Genomic DNA, 19,512 nt, shown 5'->3' with positions numbered 1-19,512 from the left:
TTCAGACTGAGCGGTCAGGCCGGAGCCGCGGCCAGGGAGGCGCCGTCGACGAGCGTGCAGCGGAGGAGCTGCTGCTCCCGTCGCGCGGGGTCGCCCTCGATCAGGATCTGCACGGCGCGGCGCCCCATGTCGCGCCGGGGCAGCTCGAAGCCGGCCTGCCAGCCGGTGCGGTCGGCCGATCCGGAGAGCGACACCAGCGACAGGTCGCCCGGCACCGCCACCCCCTCGGCCTCGGCGGCCTCCTGCAGGAGGACGAACTGCTCCTCCTGCTCGGCGAGGACGACCGTGACGCCCTCGGCGGCGATCCGGCGGATCCACTCCCGCGGCGACGCCTCCGGCCCCGGGACGAGGTGGAGGAAGCCGTCGCCGAGCTCGGCCCGCGCGCCGGCCATGCGGTCGGTGTACGACTCGACGCCCTCGCCGTGGCCGGCGTAGGCGAAGCGGGTGTGGCCGAGGGCGCGCGCGCAGGAGATCAGCTCGCGGACGATCGACGCGTAGTCGGCGGCCACGTAGGGCACGGGCCCGCCGGCGTCGTCGCGGCGGCCGATGCTGACGAAGGAGAAGCCGCTCGCGTTGAGGAACTCGAGCTCCTCGCGGGGCATGCGCTGCCCGAGGAGGATGCAGGAGTCGGCCAGGCGCAGCCGGGTGGTGCCGCCGCTGAGGCCGCCGCGACGGCCGCCGACGCGACCGCTGGTCAGCAGGAGGAGGTCGATGTCGCGGTTCTGCGCCTCCTCCTCGATGCCGGCGAGGAACGGATGGAAGAAGTCCTCGCGGTCGAGCGGGAACAGGCTCTCGTAGGTGTAGACGCCGATCATGCCGGTGCCGACCTGCTTGAGGCGGCGCGCGATGGGGTCGGCGACGTACCCCGTCTCCTGGATCGCCTTGAGGATCCGCGCCCGCGTCGCCTCCGGGACCCGGGCGAGCTGCTCGCCCTTGTCGTTGAGCACGAACGACACCGTCGTCTGGCTGACTCCCGCGAGACGCGCGATGTCCTTCTGCGTGATCCGCGGCACCCGGACACCCCCGCTTCATCCTGGTAATAGGTATTACGTCTTGACCTCAGGCTACCGATGACGAAGGATCGCCGTACGCCCATCCGGGGCGAGAGAGGGCGGAACGTCGACGATGATGAATCCCGCAGACCCAGACAACCAGACCACGGCCTCCCCGAGGCCCGATCGGCAGCACAAGCCCGATCAGCAGCCCGAGCACGATCCGCAGCGCAGGCCCGACAACTCGCGCCGCCTCTTCCTCGCCGGGGGCGCCGCCGCCCTCGCCGGCGCGGCAGGAGCCGTCGGCGCCGCCACTCCGGCCGCCGCCGCGCCCCCGGCCGACGCTCCCGGGCAGAAGAAGCGCCTGAGCGTCACCGAGGGGCCGATCTCGCCGCTCGACAAGGAGTTCCGCTGGGACGACCGCGCCGGCGCCGACAACACCCGCGCGGTGCAGGCGGCCATCGACAAGGCGATGACCGCTCCGGGCGGCGAGGTGTCGCTGCCCGCCGGCGAGATCCGGGTGACGGGCCTCGCGGTCGACTACCGCGGCTACCCGGTGCAGCCCGAGAACGGGCCGCCCTACGGCTACGCCGGGCCGAAGATCGTCGGCGCCGGCATGCGCCAGACGAGGATCGTCCAGATCGAGGGCTCGACCCGCGACATCTTCACCGTCTCCGGCCAGACCGGCGACGCGGCCGGCCCCGCCAACAACAACAAGGCCACCGGCGTCGTCCTCGCCGACTTCGAGATGACGGGCACGCCCTCCGGCGGCCACGGGATGTCGCTGCGTTCGCTGGTCAACTGCGAGTTCCGCAACCTGTGGATCCAGAAGACCGGCAAGTCGGGCATCTTCCGCGAGCGCGCCACCTTCGTCTCGGGCGTCGACGACGAGTACTCGTACGCCAACTCCTGGAACAAGATCAAGATCGTCGCCCCCGCCGGCTGGGGTGTGGAGGACTCGGGCAAGGCCTCCATCGGCGGCTCGATGACCAACGTCGAGGCGATCAGCCCCGGCCTCGGCGGCTTCCTCCTCGCGCCGACGAACATGACGCTGCTCGACTGTCAGGCCATCGGCGGCACGGTCGGCCTCCGGTCGATCCGCAACGAGAACCGGCGCTCGGTCAACTCCGGCCTGACCCTGATCAACTTCCGCTCGGAGGGCTCCCGCGACGGCTGGGAGGTGCTGATCGAGGCCGGCACGAGCCACATGATCGTGAACCCGAACTTCTTCCCGACCTCGGGCGCGAACTGCCTCGGCGTCGGCCTGACGAACGGCGGAGCGGACTTCGAGGTGCGCAACCTCACCGTCCTCGGCGGCTTCTACGGGCTCAGCCTCGGCCGCTTCCCGCAGCAGAAGGCGATCGTGCTGGGCAGCGACTCCTCCCAGACGCGCCTCGTGAACCCGTTCATCGAGCGCGGCGCCGCGGGAGTGGACGAGGGCTCGCTGATCGTCGACGACGGACGCCTGACCTCGTTCGAGCTCGGCCGCGGCCGGGTGGAGCGCGCGGCCGGCTACACCACGGTCGCCCGCGCCCCCGAGACCATCCCGACCCCTCCGGCCGGACAGGTCAACGAGGGCTGGGAGCGCTCCGGCGACACCTGGCGGAAGGTGGCCGTCTTCCCCGACGGGCACCGCGTCGTCATCGCCTCCTGACCCCGGGCGGCGGCGCCCTCCGCGCCGCCGCCCTCCCCCACTGCACACGGAACGAGCACCAGAACGCATGCATGACGACAGCACCCGCATCGAAGCCCGCATCGCCCGCTTCCGCGCCGAGAGCCTCCGGCCGGCGATCCACCGGGCGGTCGAGCCGCTCGGGATCGAGTCGTGGACCGCTCCGGGCGAGCCGGTCCCCTTCGACCAGGCGCGGGCCGCGTCCTACGCGCCCGCCCGCATCGGGGAGCCGTGGGGCGCCCCCTGGGGCACCGTGTGGTTCCACATGCGCGGCGAGATCCCCGCCTCCTGGGTCGGCGTCGACGGCTGCGAGCCCGAGCTCGTCGTCGACCTCGGCTACACCGGCGCCCAGTCCGGCTTCGAGGCGGAGGGGCTCGTCTTCACCGCGACCGGCACGGTCGTGAAGGCCGTCGAGCCGTTCAACCAGTCGGTCCCGCTCGACCGGCTGCCCGGCCGCGAGGCGGGCGACCGCACGGTCGAGCTCTACATCGAGGCCGCCGCCAACCCGAACATCACCGGCGACTGGTCCTTCACCCCCACGGCGCTCGGCGGCCGCCCCGCCGACGGCGCCCTGCCGTCCGACCCGCTCTACCGCCTCCGCCGTCTCGAGCTCGGACTGCTCGACCGGGAGGTCTGGGAGCTGGAGCAGGACATGGCCGTGCTCGTCGGGCTGATCGGGCAGCTGCCCGAGTCCTCCCAGCGCCGCGCCGAGATCGTCCGCGCCCTCGACCGCGCCGTCGACGTCCTCGATCCGGACGACGTGTCCGGCACCGCCGCCGCCGGCCGGGAGGCGCTGCGGACCGTCCTCGAGCGCCCCGCCTCGGCCAGCGCGCACCACCTTCACGCCGTCGGCCACGCCCACATCGACTCCGCCTGGCTCTGGCCCGCCCGTGAGACCGCCCGCAAGGTGGCCCGCACCTTCTCGAACGTCTGCGATCTGATCGAGCGCGAGGAGGGCTTCGTCTTCGCCGCCTCCTCCGCGCAGCAGTACGCGTGGCTGAAGCGCGACCACCCGGAGCTGTTCGAGCGCGTCCGCGGCCACGTGCTCGCGGGCCGCTTCGTGCCGGTCGGCGGTATGTGGGTCGAGTCGGACACGAACATGCCCGGCGGCGAGGCGCTCGTGCGCCAGCTGCTCGAGGGCAAGCGCTTCTTCCTCGACGAGTTCGGGATCGACACCGAGGAGGTCTGGCTCCCGGACTCCTTCGGCTACTCCGCCGCGCTGCCGCAGATCATCGCCGGAGCAGGCGGGCGCTGGTTCCTCACGCAGAAGATCTCGTGGAACGAGACCAACACGATGCCCCACCACACCTTCTGGTGGGAGGGCATCGACGGCACCCGCGTGTTCACGCACTTCCCGCCCGTCGACCTCTACAACTCCGACCTCTCCGGAGAGGACCTCGCCCGAGCCGAGCGCCAGTACGCCGAGAAGGGCAGCGGCACCATGTCGCTCGTGCCCTTCGGCTACGGCGACGGCGGAGGAGGCCCCAACCGCGAGATGATCGCGGCCGCCCGCCGCACGCGCAGCCTCGAGGGCTCGCCGACCGTCGAGCTGTCCACACCCCGCCGCTTCTTCGAGGAGGCGCAGGCCGAGTACCCGGACGCGCCCACCTGGTCGGGCGAGCTCTACCTCGAGTTCCACCGCGGCACCTACACGTCGCAGGCGCGCACCAAGCAGGGCAACCGCCGCAGCGAGCACCTGCTCCGCGAGATCGAGCTGTGGGCGACCACGGCCCTCGTCCGCGCCGGGGTCCCGTACCCGGCCGACGAGCTGCGTGAGATGTGGCGGACGGTCCTCCTGCAGCAGTTCCACGACATCCTGCCCGGCACCTCCATCGCCTGGGTGCACCGCGAGGCGGAGGAGAACTACGCCCGCATCGCGCAGCGGATCGAGGAGATGATCGCCGAGACCGTCCGGGCCCTCGCCGGCGAGGGCTCCGCGGAGCTGCTGGTGAACTCCTCCCCCTTCGCCGTCGGGGGCGTGCCGGCGCTCGGCGCGGCCGCGGCCGACCCCGCCGCGGAGCACTCGGCCCCGACGCTCCGCTCCGACGGCGACGCCCACGTCCTCGACAACGGGCTCGTCCGGGTGCGGATCGGCGCCTCCGGACTCCTCGAGTCGGTCGTGGACCTCGCGAGCGGCCGGGAGGTCGTGCCCGCCGGCGCCGCCGCGGGGCTCCTCCAGCTCCACCGCGACACCCCGAACAAGTGGGACGCCTGGGACCTCGACGACAACTACCGCCGCACGGTGGAGGACCTCGTCGGCGTCGACTCGGTCCGCGCCGGCACCGTGAACGACCCGCTCGGCCGCGAGGTGCCGGCGGTCGTGATCACCCGCTCGTTCGGCGGCTCCACGGTCGTGCAGACCGTCTCGCTGCAGATCGGCCGGGCGGCCGTCGACCTCGACCTCGACATCGACTGGCACGAGCGCCGCAAGCTGCTCAAGCTCGCCTTCCCGCTCGACCTGCTCTCGGACCGGGCGACGTCCGAGATCCAGTTCGGCCACGTGCACCGCCCGACCCACGTGAACACGACGTGGGACGCCGCCCGCTTCGAGACCGTCGCGCACCGCTGGGTGCACGTCGGCGAGCCGGGCTTCGGCGTCGCGGTCGTCAACGACTCCACCTACGGGCACGACATCACCCGCGACCGCGCCGCGGCCGGCACCCCGACGACCACGGTCCGGCTCTCGCTCCTGCGCGCGCCGCTGTTCCCCGACCCGGACGCCGACCAGGGCCGCCACCGCCTCGCCGTCTCGCTCGTGGTCGGCGCCGAGCTGCCCGACGCCGTCGAGGCCGGCTACGCGCTGAACACCCCGGTCCGCAGGCTCACCGGCGCCGCGCCCGTCGCTCCCCTGGTGTCGATCGACGACCCCTCGGTGATCGTCGAGGCCGTGAAGGCGGCGGACGACGGGAGCGGCGACGTGATCGTGCGGCTCTACGAGTCGCTCGGCCGCCGCGCCGCAGCGACCCTCCGCGCCGCCTTCGCCGTCCGGGCGGTCACCCGCACCGATTTGATGGAGCGCCCCACCGAGCAGGTCCGCATCGAGAGCTCCGTCGAGGCGGAGTCGGCCGACGTGCGCCTCGAGCTGCGTCCGTTCGAGATCGCGACGGTGCGCCTGGCGCGCTGAGCGCGAGGGGACGAGGGGCGGGAGCAGGCCGGGTCGGCTTGCTCCTGCCCCTGCGTCATGTGGTCTGCTCGATGCACACCGCCCCGATCGGAGAGGTCCCTCATGCAGTCGTTCCCCGCCCCGCCCCGCCAGGTGCAGATCGGCGACGCCGCCGCGTTCGCCGGCGTCACTCCGCGGGCGATCCGCCACTACCACCGGCTCGGCCTGCTCCCCGAGCGCGAGCGGGGCGGAGACGGCCGCAGGCGCTACGGCTACGACGACATCATCCGGCTGCTCTGGATCCGCCGCCTGGCCGACGCCGGGGTCGCACTCGAGGACATCCGGGACGCCTTCGCCGTCGCAGCCCCGGCCGGCGCCGAGGACAGCGCCGACCGCGAGGACGAGGTCGCGGGCGTCCTCGCGCGACTGGACGCCGCGCTCGCCGCGCAGGAGGAGGAGCTGCAGCGGAAGCGGGCCTCGGTCCGGCGCATGCGGACCCTCGGCGGCCGGCTGGGGCTGCTCGATGACATCGTCTCGCGCCGCCTCGAGGGCGCACCCGAGGGCTCGCTGCGCCAGGCCGACCTCGACACCCTGCTGGTCACCGAGCGGATGTTCGGCCCGCTGGGTGCCGTCTCCCAGGCCGGCCGCTTCGTCGTCCTCGCCGCCGATCCGGCGCTGCGGGCGGAGGCCGACCGCGTCGACGCCGCCGAGGAGGCCCTCGACGACACGGTCGCCGAGGACGACCCCCGGGTGGAGCAGGTGGCGCAGGAGCGGCACGCCTTCGAGGCCCGGCTGATGCGCGTCGTCGAGGAGTCCGGTCAGCTCGAGGAGGACGAGGCGATCTTCGACGCGTGGGACGAGGCGCACCCGCCCGAGGACCCCGCGCCGGCCCCCGATCCCGCGCAGGGCTCCCGCGCCCGGAGCGCCGGCGAGATCATCCGGAGCCTGCCCTACGACGTCTCGCCGGCCCGCCTGCGCGCCATGGACCTGGCGATGCGGCTCGGGATGGAGGAGGCGCCGACGCCCTGAGACGCGGGGTCACGCCCGCGCGGTCACCCGAGGACCTCCCGCAGCACCTCCAGCGCCCGCTCGCGGTCGCCGACCCCGCCGCCCTCGTGCCCGCTGTACGGCCACACGTCGATCGACGTCTCGCCGCCCGAGACGTTGTGGGAGGCGAAGACCGTCGAGGGCGGGCAGATCGGGTCCATCAGGCCGACCGAGCGGTGCACCCGGCAGCCCAGGCGCCGCGAGAAGTGGACGCCGTCGACGTAGGAGAGGGTCCGCTCGACGGCGTCGAGGTCCTCGGGGCGGGTCGCGAGGTAGCGGGCGATCTCCACGTAGGGCGCCTCGTTCGTGATGGTCGTCGCGCGCAGGACGTCGGAGAGGAAGGGCACCAGGGCGATCGCCGCGCGCACCCGGGGGCGCAGCGCCGCCGCGGCGGTCGCGAGCGCTCCGCCCTGGCTGCCGCCAAAGACCGACACGCGGTCCGGGTCCAGCCCGGGGAGCGCCTCCACCGCGTCGACGGCGAGCGCCGCGTCCGCGATCAGGCGCCGGTAGTAGTACGTCTCGGGCGACTCGATGCCGCGGGTCGTGACCCCGGGGTACGCGGGTCCGCTGCCGTGGGGGTCGGGGGTGGCTCCGGAGCGGGCGAGGCGGCCGGCTCCCTGGCCTCGCGCGTCGACGACCAGGTGCGCGTACCCGGCGGAGGCGATCCAGAGGTGCTCGATCGGACGGCCCCGTCCGCTGCCGTACCCGGGATACTCGATCACCACGGGGAGCGGGGCGCCCGGGTCGACCGCGGGGGTCACCAGCCAGGCGGCGATCGGCTCGCCCGCGAAGCCGGGGAACCGCACGTCCCGCACCCGCACCAGCGGGAGGCCCGCGTCGACCGGCGCGGCGCTCACGGCGGGGCCGCCCTCCCGCCCGAGCGCGAGGGTGGCCCGCCAGAAGGCGTCGAAGTCGTCGGGCTCCGCGACCTCCGCACGGAACTCGCGGAGGGCGGCGAGGGGGCGATCCGTGAACACCGGGTCAGCCTTTCAGACCGGAGTGCGCGAGCCCTTCCACGAACTGCCGCTGAGCGAGGAGGAACACGGCCAGCACGGGCACGACCGTCATCGTCGCCGCGGCGAGCTGCACGTCCCACATCTCCCCGCCGTAGGCGTCGGTGAAGCGGGTGAGCGCCTGGGGCAGGGTGAAGAGCTCGGGTGAGGTCAGGTAGACCGTCGGCTCGAGGTACATGTTCCAGGACCCGAGGAAGGTCAGGATCGCGACGGCCGACAGCGCGGGCTTGGACAGCGGCAGGAAGATGCGCCGCCAGATCCCGAAGCGGCCGAGGCCGTCCAGGCGCGCGGCCTCCTCGAGCTCGCCGGGCATCGCGATGAAGTACTGCCGCATGATGAACGTGCCCAGCACCGCCGGCGCTCCGACCATCGGCACCAGCAGCAGCGGCACGTGGGTGTCGATGAAGCCGAGCTGCCGGAAGATCTGGAACAGCGGGATGATCGTCACCTCCGTCGGCACCAGCAGGCCGGTCAGGACGACGAGGAACACCGCGTTGCGGCCCGGGAACGGGATCCGGGCGAAGGCGTAGCCGGCCAGGCTCGAGACCAGCAGCGTCACCACGGTGACCGTGACCGCGATGTAGAGGCTGTTCCAGTACTGGAGCGCGAACGGCTGGAACCGGAACGCCTCGGCGTAGCCCGCCAGGCTCGGCGAGTCCGGCAGCAGGGTCGGCGGGTTCGAGAAGATCTCGTTCACCGGCTTGAACGACGAGGCGATCATCCAGAACGTCGGCACCGCGAACGGCAGCACGAGCAGGATCAGCGTCACGACGAGCAGGGCGGTCATGAGCGGGCTGCGGCCGCGGCGGCGCTTGACGGGCGGCTCCGGGACGGCTTCGAGGCGTGGCGTGAGCGGGGTCCCCTGCTCGACGACGGCGTCAGTTCTCATAGAAGACCCATTTCCTGCGCAGCTGCCACTGCACGACCGTGAGGATCAGGACGAAGAGGAGCAGCATCAGCGAGAGCGTCGCGCCGTAGCCGATGTCGCTGAACTCGAAGGCCTGTTGGAACACGTAGTAGACGAGCACTGTCGTCGACAGCTCCGGCCCGCCCTCGGTCAGGACGGCGACCTGCGCGAACGCCTGCAGCGAGCCGACGATCGTGAGGATGGCGGTGAGGAGCAGGGTGGGCGAGATGAGCGGTAGCGTGATCCGGAAGAAGATCGCGCGGGGGCTCGCGCCGTCCAGCCGGGCCGCCTCGTAGAGGTCGCCCGGCACCCCCTGCAGCGCGGCGAGGAAGAGCACCATGTTGACGCCGACGCTGCGGATGACCTGCGTGACGATGACGCTCGCCATCGCGGTGGGTCCCTCCTGGAGCCAGTTCGGCCCGTCGAGGCCGACCAGCGAGAGCAGGCCGTTGATCGCGCCGTTGTCCTGGAGGAGGAAGCCCCAGACGAGGGTCCAGGCGACCACCGAGATGACGACGGGCGAGAAGAAGAGCGTGCGGAACAGGGCGCCGCCCGGGATCCTCCGGTTGAGCAGCACGGCCAGGCCCAGCCCGAGGGCGAGGTTCAGGACGACCACTCCCCCGGAGAAGACCGCGGTCGTGCCGAGCACCGCGCCGATGCTCGGGTCGTTGATCGCCCGCTCGTAGTTCTCGCCGCCCACGAAGGTCATGGAGCCGGTGAAGACGTTCCACTCGTTGAGGCTGAACCAGACCGCGAGCCCGACGGGCAGCAGCACGAACACGATCACACCGAGCAGCTGGGGCGCGATGAAGAGCCAGCCGGCGAGCGCGTCGCGGCGCCGGAGGTTCCAGTAGGCGCCGGCGGGAGCGGATCGGCGGCTGTCCGTCGAGGTCGCGGTCACGGGATCACTTCCCCTGGAGGACGGGCGCGATGGCGTCGCAGACGCCTCCGAGCACCTCGGCGACGTCGGCGTCGGCCGACCACATGCGGTCCAGCGCCGTCTTGCCGACCGAGGTGATCTCGGCGGGGCTCGTCACCGGAGGGGTGGCGGACACGTCGGCGAGCTCGTCGACCACGACGCGGTCGAGCTGCTCGGCGCTGAGGCGGGTGTTGACCTTCGCCAGCTCCTCACCGGACAGCAGCGACTCGCGGGGCGGCGGGAAGAACTGCGCGAGCTTGGCGGAGTTCTCCGGGTTGGTCATGAACGAGAGGAAGCCGGTCGCCTCCTCCACGTGGTCGCCGCCTGCGAGCGCGGCCATGCCGGCCTGGCCGATGTTGCCGTACTCGCCGGCGGGGCCGACGGGCAGCGGGTAGATCTCGAACGGGAACGAGCCGTCGAGCAGGCTCGCGCGCGAGACCTGCGCGGTCGTGAACGCGGCGTCGCCGGCGAAGAAGTCCGCCGTCACGCCGGGTCCGGGGGTCGCGCCGCTGACGTAGACCGAGTCGTGGAAGAACTGGAACGCCTCCACCATCTCGGGCGAGTCCATCGTGCACTGGGTCCCGTCGTCGCTCCACGGCTGGGCTCCCCAGCCCGCCCACAGGTTCGCGAGGCTCAGCCAGCCCGAGAAGTCGAAGTCGCGGATGATGTAGCCGGCCTTGCCGGTCGACTCGTTGACGGCCGCGCCGATGCGGTCGACGTCCTCCCAGCTGAGCGTCGCGGGGTCGACGGTCTGCCCGGCCTGCGCGATGAGGTCCTGGTTCACGTACAGCGCGAACGGCGAGTTGGAGAACGGGTACGCGTAGAGCTCGCCGTCCTGGCTGAACGACTGCGCCACGCTGGGCAGGATGTCGTCGTACTCGTAGCCCTCGGTCCCCTCGAAGGTCTCGGTCAGCGGAGCGAGCGCTCCGGCGTCGATCAGGTCCTTCGCGATGTCGCCCACCCAGGCGAGGTCGGGGGCGTTGCCGCCCGCGGCCTGCGTGGTCAGGGTCGAGTTGTAGTCCGCGAACGGGAGGGACTCGAAGGTCACGGACTCGATCTCGGGGTGGTCGGCGATGTACTCGTCGGCCATCGAGTCGAACAGGGCGAGCTGCTTCTCGTCGGAGGTCCAGACGGACATCCTCAGAGCGACGGGTGCTGAGTCGTCCCCGCCGCCGGCGGCGCCGCAGCCCGAGAGGGCGGCGATCACTCCGACTGCGGCGAGCGAGGCCATCAGCTTCTTCGCTGGTCTCATCGTCTCTCTTTCTCCAATGGTCTTCTCGGTGTTCCCGGTCAGTACCCGACGACGTCGGGCCAGTGGGTCTCTACGCCGCGCGACTCGAGCCTCGCCTGCAGGCGGGCGACGAGGGCGGGGTCGGCGGCGATCTCGTGGGGCGACAGGTCCTCGGCGAGGGCGAGGGCCGCCAGCTCGCCGACGGCCTCGCCGATGTTCCACTCCACGGGGTGGAGGCGGTACGCGCCGTTGGTGATGTGCGTCGTCCCGATGTTCTTGCCCCCGGGCAGCAGGTTCGTCGGGGTGCGCGGCACGAGGGCGCCGAGCGGGATCTCGAACGGCGAGCACTCCACGTCGAGGTAGTTGTCGCCTCCGGTGGTCGGGTGCAGGTCGATCCGGTACATGCCCACGCCGACGGAGTCGTCGAAGCGCGCAGGGCTCCCCGTCCCGCGGGCGGCGACGGACACGTCCTGCTCGCGCACGGTGGTGAGCGCGCGGATCCGGCGGGACTCGCGGATGTAGGGGGCCTGCGCGAGGCCGTCGGCGGTGCCCATCACGTCGCCGCGGAGCCGGAGCCCGGGCCAGCCGCGGCCGCCGTCGGGCCGGGGCGCCTCGGTCTGGAGCCAGTAGAAGTACGACAGCGAGAGCGCGCGGGCGCCGGCGAGGTGCTTCTCCGGCTCCGGCACGTCGAGGATCGAGCTGTCGAGGTAGTCGAGCATCGGCCAGTTCGCGAGCACGATGTCGCTGTCGAGCGCGCCCGGTCGGAGGGTCTCGGTCGCGAGGATCCGGCGGAACATCCAGAGGTCGGTGTCCCCGCCCTGCGCGCGCTGGTCGGCGGTGCGGGTGTCGCCCACGGCGTTGACGTGCATCGTGCGGGTCTCGGGGCGCAGCGTCCTCGGGTTCGGCGCGGTGAAGGAGAGGAGCTTCCCGCCCCAGAAGGGCACCTCGTACTCGTGCCAGTAGTCGTAGTCGGCCGGGCGCTCGATGGTGTGGTCGCCGTCCGCGCTGTCGAAGCCGAAGCACCAGGTGACGGCCTGCACGTTCATCGGGTCGGCGACGGCGGGAGCGCTGGGCTCGCCGTGCTCGTCGCGCGACTCGGACCCCGTGACGTAGTCGACCTCCGCGAGGGGGAGCAGCTCCCCCGTCTCGGTCGCGTCGACCACGTACCGTCCGGAGACGGCGAGCTCCTCGCCCGAGACCGCGTCGCGCAGCAGGACGCGCTCGATCCGGCCCGGGCCGCCGTCGACGGCGAAGGGGACGACGCCGGTGACGACGCGGATCGCTCCGCTCGAGCGGTAGGGGGCGAGCATCTCGTCGAGCACGGCGACGGCCACTCGGGGCTCGGCGCAGAGCCGGCTCACGAGTCCGCGGCCGGGGTTCAGACGGTCGTCGCGCATCGCCTCGGCGGTGAGGGGGTAGTTGCGGCGGTAGTAGCCGCGGATGCCGTCGCGGAGGCGCCGGTAGTCGGCGGTGACGCCGAACTGCTCGACCCAGGTGTGCTCGTCCGGCGGGACGCCCTGCGAGGTGAGCTGGCCGCCCAGCCACGGGTACTGCTCGGTCAGCACGACCGTGAGGCCGTTGCGGGCGAGGGCGATCGCCGCCGCTACTCCTCCGAGGCCGCCGCCGATCACGGCGACATCTGCTTGCATCGGGGTCACGCGTCCGCCTCGTCCTCGTCGACAGTCTGGGTCATCGGCCTACTACCCGTGGGTAATACGTATTGCCGATTGATTAGACCGTAACGCACGAGTGTCCGGTTGGCAACGGTCTCCGCCGTTCCGAGCGACGCCGCGGCGACCCGCGGGCGTCCTCAGCCGGGAGTGGGCCGGATGTCAGGGCTCGGTGGCATGCTCGACCCCGAGCGCGGCCGGCGGGCGGCGGCGCGGAGCGGAGCAGCATGATCGGGTTGGATCTCACCGGGCGCACGGCCCTCGTCACGGGGTCGGGGCAGGGCATCGGGCTGGCCATCGCGACGACGCTCGCGGAGGCGGGCGCCGAGGTGATCGTGAACGCCCGCTCCGAGCGGTCGATCCGCCGGGCGATCGAGGCGGTCGGCGCGGCGGTGCCGGAGGCGCGGGTGCGCGGAGTCGCGGCCGACGTGTCGACGGAGAAGGGCACGGCCTCCCTCCTGCGCGCGGCCGCCGACGTGGACGTGCTCGTCAACAACCTCGGGATCTTCGGCTCCGCCGATGCGCTCTCCATCGACGACGACGAGTGGCGCCGCTACTTCGAGGTCAACGTGCTCACCGGCGTGCGCCTCACCCGTGCCTACCTCCCGGGGATGATGGAGCGCGAGTGGGGCCGCGTCCTCTACATCGGCAGCGACTCCGCCGTCGTCACGCCCGCCGAGATGATCCACTACGGAGTGTCGAAGACCGCGCTGCTGGGCGTCTCGCGAGGCTTCGCCAAGGCCGCCGCCGGCACCGGGGTGACGGTGAACAGCGTGCTCGCCGGGCCGACCCACACGGGCGGCGTCGAGGACTTCGTCTACGAGCTGGTCGACCGCGAGCTCCCGTGGGAGGAGGCGCAGCGCGAGTTCATGCGCCTGCACCGGCCGCAGTCTCTGCTGAAGCGCCTCATCGAGCCGGAGGAGATCGCCCACATGGTGGCGTACCTCGCCTCCCCGCTCGCCTCGGCCACCACGGGCGCCGCCGTGCGCGTCGACGGCGGCTACATCGACTCGATCGTGCCGTAGCGCGCGCCCCCGGGGCTTCCCGTGGCGCCCGTCAGTGCGGAGGGGCGACCGAGCCGCCGGGGCGCCACGGGCCGCCGATGCGCTCCTGGAGGAGCGGCGCCGCCGGGTCGGCGAGGCGGGCGAGCAGCGCCTCCACTCCACGGCGGCCGAGCTCGCGGCCGGGCGCGACGAGCAGGTCGAGCGCCGGGTCGGCCAGGTCGGCGACGTCGGGGTCGGAGGCGAGCAGGACGATCGAGAGGTCCTCGGGCACGCGCAGCCCGCGGTGCCGCACCTCGTGCGCGAACCCGACGGCGGCGCCCCCGTTGACGATCACCACGGCGGTCGCGGAGGCGGGGTCGAACGAGCGGGCGAGGGTGCGGCCGCCGGCGGGCGACTCCTCGCAGCGCAGCAGCACGCCCTCGACGCCGCGGGCCGCGCAGGCGAGTGCGAACGCCTCCTGGGTGCGCGCGTAGGGGCCGAAGTCGGCCGCGGCGTCGCGGTCCGGGCCGAGCACGAGCGCCACCCGCGCGTGCCCCAGGCCGGCGAGCCGGCCGAGCGCCTCCTCGACCATCCCCTCGAAGTCGATGTCGACCCAGTCGAGGGCGGACGGGTCGCGGGTGCGCCCGATGAGGGCGAAGGGCGTGCCGGAGTCCCGAAGGACCGGCACGCGCTCGTCCTCGCTGGTGACCTGCATCAGCACGACGCCGTCGATCAGGCCGTCGGCGCGCAGGTCGGCGAGGCGGTCGGAGCCGCCGACCGTCGGCCACAGGACGATCGAGTGGTCCTGCTCCGCCGCGGCCTCGGCGGCTCCGAGCAGGAACGAGGTGGCGGTGTTGAGCGGCCGGCTCGACACGAGCGGATAGACGACCGCGACGATCCCGGAGCGGCGCCGCGCGAGAGCGCGGGCCAGGGCGTGCGGCCGGAAGCCGAGCTCGCGCATCGCCGCCCGCACCCGCTCGCGGGTCTCGGGCGAGACGGGCTTGGTGTCGTTGACCACGAACGAGACCGTCGCGATCGAGACCCCCGCGAGGCGCGCGACGTCCCTCATCGTGGCCACCGCGCCTCCTCCGCTCGCGCCGCCCGGCCGTGGTTGACGCGGGGCGGACGTCTCCCGCATCCTAGGAGACGCGGCCGGTAAAGCGGTTAACCCCGTGTCGGGCCGCCCACTGCCGCACCGTCTCCACCGTCGAAGAAGGAACACCGTGACCACACCCTCCTCCCCCGTCCGCGTCCTCGTCTGGGGCGAGAACCGCCATGAGCAGATCGAGGAGAAGGTCCGCGCGATCTACCCCGACGGCATGCACAGCACGATCGCCGACGGCATCCGCGAGAACCTCGGCGAGCGCGCCACCGTCTCCACCACCACGCTCGACGAGCCCGAGCACGGCCTCACCGAGGACGTCCTCGACGCCACCGACGTGCTCGTCTGGTGGGGCCACATGGCCCACGGCGACGTCTCCGACGAGATCGTCGAGCGCGTCCAGCGCCACGTCCTCTCGGGCATGGGCCTCGTCGTCCTGCACTCCGGCCACTGGTCGAAGATCTTCGGCAAGCTCATGGGCACCACCTGCACGCTGCGCTGGCGCTCGGAGCAGGACCGCGAGCTGGTCTGGACCGTCGACCCCACGCACCCCATCGCCCAGGGGATCCCGCACCCCTTCGTGATCCCCCGGCAGGAGATGTACGGCGAGTTCTTCGACGTGCCGGCGCCCGACGAGCTCGTGTTCCTCTCGACCTTCACGGGCGGCGAGGTGTTCCGCTCCGGCATGACCTGGAAGCGCGGCCACGGGCGCATCTTCTTCTTCTCCCCCGGCGACCAGGACTACCCCGTCTACCACCAGGCCGAGGTGCGCCGCGTGATCGCGAACGGCGTCGAGTGGGTGCGCTCCTCGCGCCCCGAGCGCCGCCTCCCGGTGCTGCAGCGCTACGAGACCGAGGACTTCCACAACGGCCAGGACTACGAGGGAGCGCTCGTCCGATGACGGTCCGCCTCGTCCAGGTCGGCGCCGGCGCGATGGGCCGCGCCTGGATCCGCACCATCCGCGACTCCCCGGACGCCGAGCTCGTCGGCCTCGTCGACCTCGACGTCGACCTCGCCACGGCTGCCGCGGAGGAGGAGGGGGTCGGCCCGGTCGCGGTCGGCACCTCCGTCGCCGAGGTCGCCGCGCGCTCCGGCGCCGACGCCGTGGTCAACGTGACCGTGCCGCGGGCGCACCTGCCCGTCAGCTCGGAGGCGCTGTTCGCCGGGCTGCCCGTGCTCTCCGAGAAGCCGATCGCGCCGACCATCGCCGAGGCGCTGGTGCTCGCGGCGACGGCCGAGGCCTCGGGCCGGCTCCTGATGACCAGCCAGTCGCGCCGCTACTACGCGGCGATCACCGCCTTCCGCGAGCAGATCGCCGGGCTCGGGCAGCTGGGCACCGCCTCCGTGCACTTCGCGAAGGCGCCCCGCTTCGGCGGCTTCCGCGACGAGATGGACCACGTGCTCCTGGTCGACATGGCGATCCACGCCTTCGACGCGGCGCGGTACCTGCTCGACAGCGACCCGGTCGCGGTCTACTGCGAGGAGTACAACCCGGCCTGGAGCTGGTACGCCGACGGAGCCGCGGCGAGCGCCGTGTTCGAGTTCGCCGGCGGAGTGCGCTTCAGCTACACCGGCAGCTGGTGCGCCGACGGCCTCGAGACCTCGTGGAACGGCGACTGGCGCGTGAACGGGGCCGGCGGCACCGCGCACTGGGACGGCGACGGCGCTCCGGAGTGGCAGTCGCGCGAGTCGGAGGCGGTGCGGACCGCCACGCTCGAGCCCGTGCCCGAGGAGATCGCGGGCTCGCTCGCGGAGTTCGTGCGGGTGCTGGGCTCGGGGGCGGTGCCCTCGGGCGAGGTGCACTCGAACGTGCGGAGCCTCGCGATGGTGGAGGCGGCGGTCCGCTCCTCCGAGACGGGTGCGCGGGTGCGGCTCGACGACGTGCTGGAGGAGGGGTACGCGGAGGCGCTGACGCTCGCGCGCGACGAGCGCGTGCGCGCGGCCCTCGGCTCCTGGGGCTCGGCCGCGGAGGGCCTCGCGCGCTGACCACGCCGCCCGGCGGATCTCGAGGCGTCCGTGCCGGCGTCTCGAGACCCCCGCCCGGTCGCGGCTCCGCCACCGCGCGTTCGCCGGGCGGACACCTGCGGGCGGCGGCGCGTTCACCGGGGGCGGCCAGCGTGGGCGGGTTCCTTCGAAGCCGCTCAGGAGACCCGTGTCCTCTCGTCATACCCGCACCCGCACCGCCGCCCTCGCCCTCACCGTCACCCTCGCCGGCTGCACCCTCGGAGCCGCGGCCCTGCCCGCCTCCGCCGCGGGCGACTCCTTCTTCACCCGCATCGCCACGGTGCCGGCCTACCTGAACGCAGCCGACCCGTCCGCCGACTCCGCCGTCGCCGAGATCTCGAGCGCGTCGCCCGACGGCCGCCTGGTCTACTCGACGGACTCCGCCGGGCAGCGCATCGACGTCCTCGACATCTCCGACCCTGACGCCCCCGAGCCGCTCGGCGGCGTCGGCGTGGGCGGCGAGCCGACCTCGGTCTACGCGACCGGCGAGTACGTCCTCGCGGTGGTCGACACGAGCGACGGCGACTTCGCGAACCCCTCCGGCCACGTCAGCGTGCTGCACGCCGACGACCTCGCGCCCGTCGCGAGCATCGAGCTCGGCGGCCAGCCCGACTCCATCGACGTCACCACCGACGGCTCGACCGCGGTCATCGCGATCGAGAACCAGCGCGACGAGGACCTCGCCCCCGAGGGCGGCGAGGAGGGCGACCTCCCGCAGGCGCCCGCCGGGGAGCTCGTGGTGATGGACCTCGCGGGCGACCCCTCCGCCTGGGTGCCGGAGCACGTCGACCTCACCGGTCTCGCCGGCCTCGACACCCCGTCGGACCCGGAGCCCGAGTACGTCTCGATCAACCCGGCCGACACGGCCGTCGCCGTGACGCTGCAGGAGAACAACGCCGTCGCGATCGTCGACCTGGCCACCCGCTCCGTCACCGCCTCGTACACCGCGGGCACCGCCTCCGTCGGCGGCATCGACACGCTCGACGACGACTCGATCTCGCTGACCGGCTCGATCACCGACGTCCCGCGCGAGCCCGACGCGATCGGCTGGGTCGGCGACGACCACGTCGCGATCGCGAACGAGGGCGACTGGAAGGGCGGCACGCGCGGCTGGTCGATCCTCGACGCCGCGACCGGGGCCGTGCAGTGGGACGCCGGGAACTCGTTCGACCACCTCGCGGTGCGCCTCGGGCTCTACCCGGACAAGCGCTCCGACGCGAAGGGCTCCGAGCCCGAGGGCCTGCTCTCGGCCACCTTCGACGGCGTCCCCTACGTGTTCGTCGGCGCCGAGCGGGCCAACTTCGTGGCCGTCTACGACGTGTCGGAGCCGACCGCGCCGCGCTTCGTGCAGGCGCTGCCGTCGACGCCCGGCCCGGAGGGGCTGCTCGCCCTGCCCGAGCGCGACCTGCTGGTCGTCTCGAGCGAGACCGACGACGCCGAGGCCGCCGTCCGCGCGAGTGTGCAGCTCTACGCGCTCGGCGCCTCCGCCCCCGCGTTCCCGACCGTGCTGTCGGCCGACGTCGACGGATCGCCGCTGCCCTGGGGTGCGCTCTCGGGCCTCTCGACCGACCCGGCGGCGCCCGACCGCCTGTACGCGGTGAGCGACAGCGCCTACGCGCCGAGCACCCTCCACTCTATCGACACCTCCGTCTCGCCGGCGCTGCTCGACTCGACGCTCACGGTGACCGAGGGCGGCGAGCCCGCCGCTCTGGATCTGGAGGGGATCGCCGCCCGCGTCGACGGCGGCTTCTGGGCCGTGACGGAGGGCGGGACAGGCGACGGCAACGCGCTCCTGCGGCTCGACGCGGACGCCGCGGTGACCGAGCGGATCGCCCTGCCCGCGGAGCTCGCCTCCGCACTGGGCAAGCAGGGCTTCGAGGGAGTGACCGTCGAGGACGGCGCCGCCGGTGAGATCGTCTGGACGGCGCTGCAGCGCGAGGCCTCGATCGACGCCGACGGAGTGGTCCGGATCGGGCGCTACGACGTCGCCGCCGACAGCTGGAGCTTCTTCGGCTACCCGCTGGAGGCCGTCTCCGGGGCGGACGGCGACTGGAACGGGCTCTCGGAGATCACGCTGACCCCCGCGGGCACGCTCGCGGTGATCGAGCGCGACAAGCTCAACGGGCCGGACGCCGCGCTGAAGGCCGTGTACACGGTGCCGCTGCCGACGGAGGCCGGCGCGGCGGTCGGCGAGACGCTGCCGATGCTCGAGAAGACCCTCGCGGTCGACGTGCTGCCCGCGCTGCAGGCCGGGAACGGCTGGACCCAGGAGAAGCTCGAGGGCCTCGGGATCACCGGCTCCGGCGAGGTGTTCGCGGTGACCGACAACGACGGCGTGGACGACGCGAACGGCGAGACGGTGCTCGCATCGCTCGGCTCCGCGGCGTCCGTGTTCGGGACGGGGACGGTACCGACGCCGGGACCGCCTGTTGGGCCGACCGTCGAGCCGACGGTGGCGCCGACGGGTGAGCCGACCACGGCGCCGACCGCGCACCCCTCGGCCGAGCCGACCCGCACGCCGGCTCCCGCTCCGGCCGGCGCCGTTCCTCCGCGGACCGGCTCGGGACTCGCGAGCACCGGCGTCGAGACGGGCTGGACCGCCGCGGCGGCTCTCGCCCTGCTCGCCGGTGGAGCGCTCGCGCTCGGAGTCACGCGCCGCCGCCGCGACGCGCGCTGACGGACGCCGACGGCCCGGGGGACAGTGTCCTCCGGGCCGTCGGCGTTCCCCCGCGCGAGCGGGGCGGGTGGGGCGAGTGGTCGGGTGGTCGGGTGTCAGCTTCCGGTGGGGGCGTCCTCGGTGTCGGGAGCGGTGCTCTCGGAGGGCGCCTGCGGAGCGGGAGCCGGCGTGCGGGTCGGCTCGGCCGAGGGG

14 protein-coding genes are annotated in these 19,512 nt (G+C 73.2%); 7 read left to right on the top strand and 7 right to left on the bottom strand.

The features are described from left to right. Nucleotides 1-14: 14 nt before the first annotated feature. Nucleotides 15-1,013, bottom strand: coding sequence for a LacI family DNA-binding transcriptional regulator (locus C5C69_RS12550; RefSeq protein WP_104227154.1), 999 nt, complete (start codon nucleotides 1,011-1,013; stop codon nucleotides 15-17). A gap of 115 nt (nucleotides 1,014-1,128) precedes the next feature. Between C5C69_RS12550 and C5C69_RS12545 the strand changes: the two genes are divergently transcribed. The 3 genes from C5C69_RS12545 to C5C69_RS12535 all read left to right on the top strand — a co-directional run bounded on the left by C5C69_RS12545 (nucleotide 1,129) and on the right by C5C69_RS12535 (nucleotide 6,796). Beyond that, on the top strand, nucleotides 1,129-2,646 hold the full coding sequence (locus C5C69_RS12545; protein ID WP_181127060.1) for a hypothetical protein: 1,518 nt from the start codon (nucleotides 1,129-1,131) through the stop codon (nucleotides 2,644-2,646). A 67-nt stretch (nucleotides 2,647-2,713) separates the two neighbouring features. Then, nucleotides 2,714-5,788, top strand: coding sequence for a glycoside hydrolase family 38 C-terminal domain-containing protein (locus C5C69_RS12540; protein ID WP_104258017.1), 3,075 nt, complete (start codon nucleotides 2,714-2,716; stop codon nucleotides 5,786-5,788). Nucleotides 5,789-5,890: 102 nt separating this feature from the next. Further along, nucleotides 5,891-6,796, top strand: a complete 906-nt coding sequence (locus C5C69_RS12535) for a MerR family transcriptional regulator (protein WP_104258016.1) — start codon at nucleotides 5,891-5,893, stop codon at nucleotides 6,794-6,796. A gap of 23 nt (nucleotides 6,797-6,819) precedes the next feature. Here C5C69_RS12535 and C5C69_RS12530 read toward each other — a convergent pair whose 3' ends face one another. The 5 genes from C5C69_RS12530 to C5C69_RS12510 are packed head-to-tail and all read right to left on the bottom strand — an operon-like array spanning nucleotide 6,820 to nucleotide 12,533. Continuing rightward, nucleotides 6,820-7,791: an acetylxylan esterase gene (locus C5C69_RS12530; RefSeq protein WP_104258015.1), complete on the bottom strand. Its 972-nt coding sequence runs from the start codon at nucleotides 7,789-7,791 to the stop codon at nucleotides 6,820-6,822. Nucleotides 7,792-7,795: 4 nt separating this feature from the next. Beyond that, the gene (locus tag C5C69_RS12525) at nucleotides 7,796-8,716 is read right to left on the bottom strand and encodes a carbohydrate ABC transporter permease (protein ID WP_244229554.1); all 921 of its coding nucleotides are present in this window, start codon (nucleotides 8,714-8,716) and stop codon (nucleotides 7,796-7,798) included. Beyond that, a complete protein-coding gene (locus C5C69_RS12520; protein WP_104234014.1) occupies nucleotides 8,706-9,635 on the bottom strand; it encodes a carbohydrate ABC transporter permease in 930 nt (309 codons plus the stop codon). The genes C5C69_RS12525 and C5C69_RS12520 overlap by 11 nt, the downstream gene beginning before the upstream one ends. A 4-nt stretch (nucleotides 9,636-9,639) precedes the next feature. Then, nucleotides 9,640-10,905: a sugar ABC transporter substrate-binding protein gene (locus C5C69_RS12515; RefSeq protein ID WP_104224315.1), complete on the bottom strand. Its 1,266-nt coding sequence runs from the start codon at nucleotides 10,903-10,905 to the stop codon at nucleotides 9,640-9,642. A 38-nt stretch (nucleotides 10,906-10,943) separates the two neighbouring features. Next, on the bottom strand, nucleotides 10,944-12,533 hold the full coding sequence (locus C5C69_RS12510) for an FAD-dependent oxidoreductase (RefSeq protein ID WP_104258031.1): 1,590 nt from the start codon (nucleotides 12,531-12,533) through the stop codon (nucleotides 10,944-10,946). A 251-nt stretch (nucleotides 12,534-12,784) separates the two neighbouring features. On the opposite strand from C5C69_RS12510, the gene C5C69_RS12505 reads away from it, so the two are divergent. Beyond that, nucleotides 12,785-13,579, top strand: a complete 795-nt coding sequence (locus C5C69_RS12505) for an SDR family NAD(P)-dependent oxidoreductase (protein WP_104238803.1) — start codon at nucleotides 12,785-12,787, stop codon at nucleotides 13,577-13,579. A gap of 31 nt (nucleotides 13,580-13,610) precedes the next feature. Here the strand turns inward: C5C69_RS12505 and C5C69_RS12500 are convergent, their stop codons facing one another. Further along, entirely contained in the window at nucleotides 13,611-14,606 is a 996-nt protein-coding gene (locus tag C5C69_RS12500) for a LacI family DNA-binding transcriptional regulator (RefSeq protein ID WP_258062920.1), read from the bottom strand. Nucleotides 14,607-14,760: 154 nt separating this feature from the next. Here C5C69_RS12500 and C5C69_RS12495 point away from each other — a divergent pair, with 154 nt between their 5' ends. The 3 genes from C5C69_RS12495 to C5C69_RS12485 all read left to right on the top strand — a co-directional run bounded on the left by C5C69_RS12495 (nucleotide 14,761) and on the right by C5C69_RS12485 (nucleotide 19,320). Continuing rightward, a complete protein-coding gene (locus C5C69_RS12495) occupies nucleotides 14,761-15,540 on the top strand; it encodes a ThuA domain-containing protein (RefSeq protein ID WP_104258013.1) in 780 nt (259 codons plus the stop codon). Continuing rightward, nucleotides 15,537-16,625: a Gfo/Idh/MocA family protein gene (locus C5C69_RS12490; protein ID WP_104224318.1), complete on the top strand. Its 1,089-nt coding sequence runs from the start codon at nucleotides 15,537-15,539 to the stop codon at nucleotides 16,623-16,625. The genes C5C69_RS12495 and C5C69_RS12490 overlap by 4 nt, the downstream gene beginning before the upstream one ends. Before the next feature lie 166 nt (nucleotides 16,626-16,791). Next, nucleotides 16,792-19,320, top strand: coding sequence for an esterase-like activity of phytase family protein (locus C5C69_RS12485; RefSeq protein ID WP_104258012.1), 2,529 nt, complete (start codon nucleotides 16,792-16,794; stop codon nucleotides 19,318-19,320). The last annotated feature ends 192 nt before the right edge of the window (nucleotides 19,321-19,512 follow it).

It is taken from the genome of Rathayibacter sp. AY1C7 (genome assembly GCF_002931865.1).
Taxonomy (GTDB): domain Bacteria; phylum Actinomycetota; class Actinomycetes; order Actinomycetales; family Microbacteriaceae; genus Rathayibacter.
This window is presented reverse-complemented; position numbering and strand designations above follow the sequence as displayed.